2 protein-coding genes and 1 tRNA gene are annotated in these 4,659 nt (G+C 55.1%); all 3 read left to right on the top strand.

Annotated features, from left to right (window positions below; translation table 11 throughout):
* The first annotated feature begins 132 nt into the window (after positions 1-132).
* The 3 genes from nifJ (at position 133) to ENN40_02740 (ending at position 4,655) form a co-directional block, all read left to right on the top strand.
* Positions 133-3,663, top strand: coding sequence for a pyruvate:ferredoxin (flavodoxin) oxidoreductase (gene nifJ / locus ENN40_02750; GenBank protein HDP94261.1), 3,531 nt, complete (start codon positions 133-135; stop codon positions 3,661-3,663).
* Positions 3,664-3,719: 56 nt separating this feature from the next.
* Entirely contained in the window at positions 3,720-4,523 is an 804-nt protein-coding gene (locus ENN40_02745) for an LOG family protein (protein ID HDP94260.1), read from the top strand.
* Positions 4,524-4,582: 59 nt separating this feature from the next.
* Positions 4,583-4,655, top strand: a tRNA-Lys gene (locus tag ENN40_02740).
* Positions 4,656-4,659: the final 4 nt, after the last annotated feature.

Genomic DNA, 4,659 nt, shown 5'->3' with positions numbered 1-4,659 from the left:
TCGGCGTCACCTTGACACCCGATTCCGTCCTGTGCTACATTTCATTGTGAACAAAAACATGCCTTTAATTTACTTTCTCATCATTCCGCGGGGACGGTTCAGACCCTGGCGGGCTTATTCAAAGGAGACGCTATGAAACACAGTCAAGCAACCATTGACGGCAACACCGCCGCCGCCCACGTAGCCTACGCATTCAGCGAAGTGGCGGCCATTTACCCCATTACACCTTCTTCGGCCATGGGGGAACTGGCCGATGCCTGGGCCGCTCGTGACCGTTTGAATATCTTTGGCCAGAAGTTGGACGTGATAGAGATGCAGTCCGAAGCCGGCGCCGCCGGTGCCGTTCACGGCTGCCTTTCCGCCGGATCGATGACCACCACGTTTACGGCCTCCCAGGGCCTTCTCTTGATGATTCCCAACATGCACAAAATCGCTGGTGAAATGCTTCCCGCCGTCTTCCATGTCTCCGCCCGTTCCCTGGCCGCGCAATCGCTTTCGATCTTTGGCGACCATTCCGATGTCATGTCCGTGCGCAATACCGGTTGGGGACTCATGGCCGCCGCCTCGGTCCAGGAAGTCATGGACCTGGCCGTTGTTTCCCACCTGGCCACCTTGGAAGCCCGCATACCTTTTGTGAACTTCTTTGACGGTTTCCGCACCTCCAACGAAGTCCAGAAAGTCGAGATGATCGATTACGATAGCATTGCCGCCATGCTGGATATGCGCTACGTAGAGGCTTTCCGGAGCCTGGCGTTGAATCCGGACAAACCCTTCGCAAAAGTCGGTGCCCAGAACCCGGATGCCTATTTTCAAGGGCGTGAAACCGTCAACAACTATTACTTGAAGGTTCCGGAATTGATCCAGAAGTACATGGATCAGCTTGCCGCCAAGGTGGGCCGTCAATACCATCTTTTCGACTACATAGGCGCTGCCGACGCAGAAAGGGTGATTGTCTCCATGGGTTCCAGTTGCGACACTATTGAGGAAACCATTAACTACCTCTGCGCCCGCGGAGAAAAAGTCGGCGCGGTTAAGGTGCGTCTATACCGCCCATTCAGCGTAGACGCCTTTCTCGCCAGCCTGCCGCAGAGCGTGCGGGCCATCGCCGTACTCGACCGCACCAAAGAACCCGGTGCTATCGGCGAGCCCCTTTACCTGGATATCAAAACCGCTTTGTCCGGACGGGACATTTGCATCATCGGCGGCCGCTATGGTCTCAGTTCAAAGGAATTCACGCCCACCATGGTTAAGGCCGTTTTCGACCACCTGGACGGCAAAGCGTTCCACGGGTTCACCGTCGGCATCAACGACGATGTCTCAAACCTCTCAATTCCCCTGGGTTCAGAGATTTCCACTGAACCAGAGGACGTCAAGCGCTGCATCTTCTGGGGCCTGGGTTCTGATGGAACCGTCGGCGCCAACAAGAACTCCATCAAAATCATCGGCGATCATACCGATATGTACGCGCAAGGGTATTTCTCATACGACTCCAAGAAGTCCGGCGGCATCACCATTTCCCATCTGCGGTTCGGGAAAAGTCCCATCCAGTCGCCCTACCTGATCCGCCAGGCCGAATTCATCGCCCTGCATAACCCCGCCTTTATTGGACGCTACGATATCCTGCAAGGCATCACCGAAGGCGGTACCTTCCTGCTCAATTCGGATTGGTCCAATAATGAAGTCTTTTCTCATCTGACACGCGAAATGCAGGAAACCATTATTCAAAAAAAGATCCGCTTCTACAATATCGACGCGTTGAGCATCGCCCGGGAAGTGGGATTGGGCAACCGCATCAACACCGTCATGCAGGCCGCCTTTTTCAAGGTGTCCGGCGTGCTTAAAGAAGAGGAAGCCATTCGCCTGATCAAGGACACCATAAAGAAGTCCTACCAGAAAAAAGGCGAACACATCGTCAAGATGAACTGGGATGCGGTTGATCGCACCAGCGCGGCACTTGAGCGTGTTCCCGTCCCGGAAAGCCTGGACGCGATCAAAGGCAGCCACGAACCAGCGCGCCTGATCGCTGAGGACGCTGCGGATTTCGCCCGAAACGTAATCCGTCCCATCATGCACCTGAAAGGGGATGAAATCCCTGTATCTCAGATGCCCCTCGATGGCAGTGTTCCCACCGGAACCACCCGTTTGGAAAAGCGCGGAATCGCCCCGGAAGTCCCGCGCTGGATTGCCGAAAACTGCATCCAATGCAACATGTGCTCTTTAGTCTGTCCCCATGCGGCCATCCGTGTCAAACAGATTCCGCCTGAGAAACTGGAGTCCGCTCCAAACTCCTTTTCCACGCTGAAGTCCACTACAAAAAACGATCACGATCTGGCATTCAAGGTCCAGGTATACATTGAAGACTGTACCGGTTGCGCCAATTGCATCAACATTTGCCCAGCCAAAGAAAAAGCCCTGGTTTTCAGCCCGATCGAAAGCGAACGTGGGGCTGGCGAGAACCAGAACGAGGCGTTTTTTGAATCCCTGCCGGACAATATTACCGAGGGTGCTCCTGAATCCGGATTCAAGGCGTCCCAGTTCCGCACTCCCCTGTTTGAATTCTCCGGCGCCTGTGCCGGTTGCGGAGAAACTCCCTATGTGAAGCTGTTAACCCAGTTGTTTGGTGAACGCTTGCTGATCGCCAATGCCACGGGATGTTCTTCAATCTACGGCGGCACTTTTCCCACTATCCCCTATACCCAGTCCAAGCGTGGCAAAGGACCGGCCTGGGCCAACTCCCTGTTTGAAGACAACGCCGAATACGGTTTCGGTATGCGCCTGGCGGTCGACGCCAACCGGCGCCAATTGCGCACCAATCTGCAAAAATTCAGCGAATCCAGCGCGGACAAAGATTTGTCCGCCGTCATCCGTGATCTGCTGGACAACTGGAACGACACCGGTGAAGCCGCACAGGAACGGGCCCGAGTTGCCAAAGACCTGCTGGCTTCGGCGCTGGAGGACGCGCCCGCAGAACAGCATGGCATGCTGCACAAGATCATTGAATTAAAAGACTACATGGTCAACCGTTCCGTCTGGTGTCTCGGCGGTGACGGCTGGGCCTACGACATCGGCTATGGCGGTCTGGATCATGTCCTGGCATCCAACCGCAACATCAACGTCCTGGTGCTGGACACTGAGGTTTACTCAAACACCGGCGGGCAGGCATCCAAGGCCACTCCCCTTGCCGCAACGGCCAAGTTCGCCGCCGCGGGAAAGCGTACGGCCAAAAAAGACCTCGGACTGATCAGCATGAGTTACGGCTACATATACGTGGCATCCATTTCACTGGGAGCCAACCCCAATCAGGCGGTCAAGGCTTTCCAGGAAGCGGAAGCCTATAACGGTCCATCCCTGATCATTGCCTATTCGCCCTGCATTGCCCACGGCTTTGATATGAGCCGTACATACGAAGAAGAAAAGAATGCTGTAATCTCTGGATACTGGCCGCTTTTCCGCTACAACCCGGCCCGGGCGAAAGAAGGAAAGAATCCCTTCCTTTATGAGTCCAGGGATCCCAAGATGAACATGATGGACTTCCTGATGAATGAAACCCGCTACAACACGCTGCAACGGCAGTTCCCTGAAATCGCCGACGGTCTGTACCAGCGCGCCGTTGAGTCCAAGCAGGACAAACACGAGTACTTCAAGAAACTCAGCCAGTTATAACCTGCCGTGGGGATGGAGGCGCCGCCTCCATCCCCACCGGTTACGGAGTCCGAACCATGAAACGAGCGCCGAAAGCCTATAAGAATAAGGAATTCCTGCAGTCCCACCATGCCCGTCCCCTGCGCATCCTGGCGGAATACTTGGAGCCGGAGTCCCGTTTTCATGAACTGGGTATCCTGCATTCCGTGGTTTTTTTCGGTTCCGCCCGGGTCAAATCCTCCCGCGAAGGCGGCGGACCGACCGCGCGCTACTACGATGCCGCCGAAGAGCTGGCCTATTTGATCTCGAACTGGGCCAAAGAGCAGGGAAGCATCGGCCGCAGCCTGGCCATCTGTTCCGGCGGCGGTCCGGGCATCATGGAAGCGGCCAACCGCGGCGCCTCTCGAGCCAGTTTCCATTCCATTGGTTTGAATGTCTCTTTGCCCCACGAACAGTTTCCCAACCCGTATATATCACCAGAACTCAATTTCGAATTCCACTACTTCTTTATGCGCAAGTTGTGGTTCCTTTTCCATGCCAAGGCACTGATCTGTTTTCCCGGCGGATTCGGCACCATGGACGAGCTGTTTGAAACCCTCACCCTGGTACAAACACACAAAGTGCACAAACAGAACCTCTCCATCATGCTCTTTGACCGTGAATACTGGCGAAACCTGATCAACTTCGACAAGTTGGTCGACCATGGATTCATCGCCAGGCAAGACTTGGATCTGTTTCATTTCTTTGACTCGCCGGCAACGGGCATGACCTACCTGGAACCCCGCCTGCTGCGGTGCATTGAAGCGTTCAACCAGCAGGAAAATGGTACCCGCAGCCAGACGTTGCAGTACTCCCCCATTCTGCCGCCGGAAGAGGAATAAGCCGCCCGAAAGACCTTGACGCTGACAAGATGATCTGGTAGTATCCTCTTTCCCCGCATGGCCCCTTAGCTCAACTGGCAGAGCATCTGACTCTTAATCAGAGGGTTGAAGGTTCGATTCCTTCAGGGGTCATTTT

The organism is Candidatus Aminicenantes bacterium, assembly GCA_011049425.1.
Classification (GTDB): Bacteria; Acidobacteriota; Aminicenantia; order UBA2199; family UBA2199; genus UBA876.
This window is presented reverse-complemented; position numbering and strand designations above follow the sequence as displayed.

Excerpts from the sequence above, each read along its gene's own strand:
- nifJ (HDP94261.1), top strand. The coding sequence starts at position 133 with ATGAAACACAGTCAAGCAACCATTGACGGCAACACCGCCGCCGCCCAC.
- ENN40_02745 (HDP94260.1), top strand. The coding sequence starts at position 3,720 with ATGAAACGAGCGCCGAAAGCCTATAAGAATAAGGAATTCCTGCAGTCC.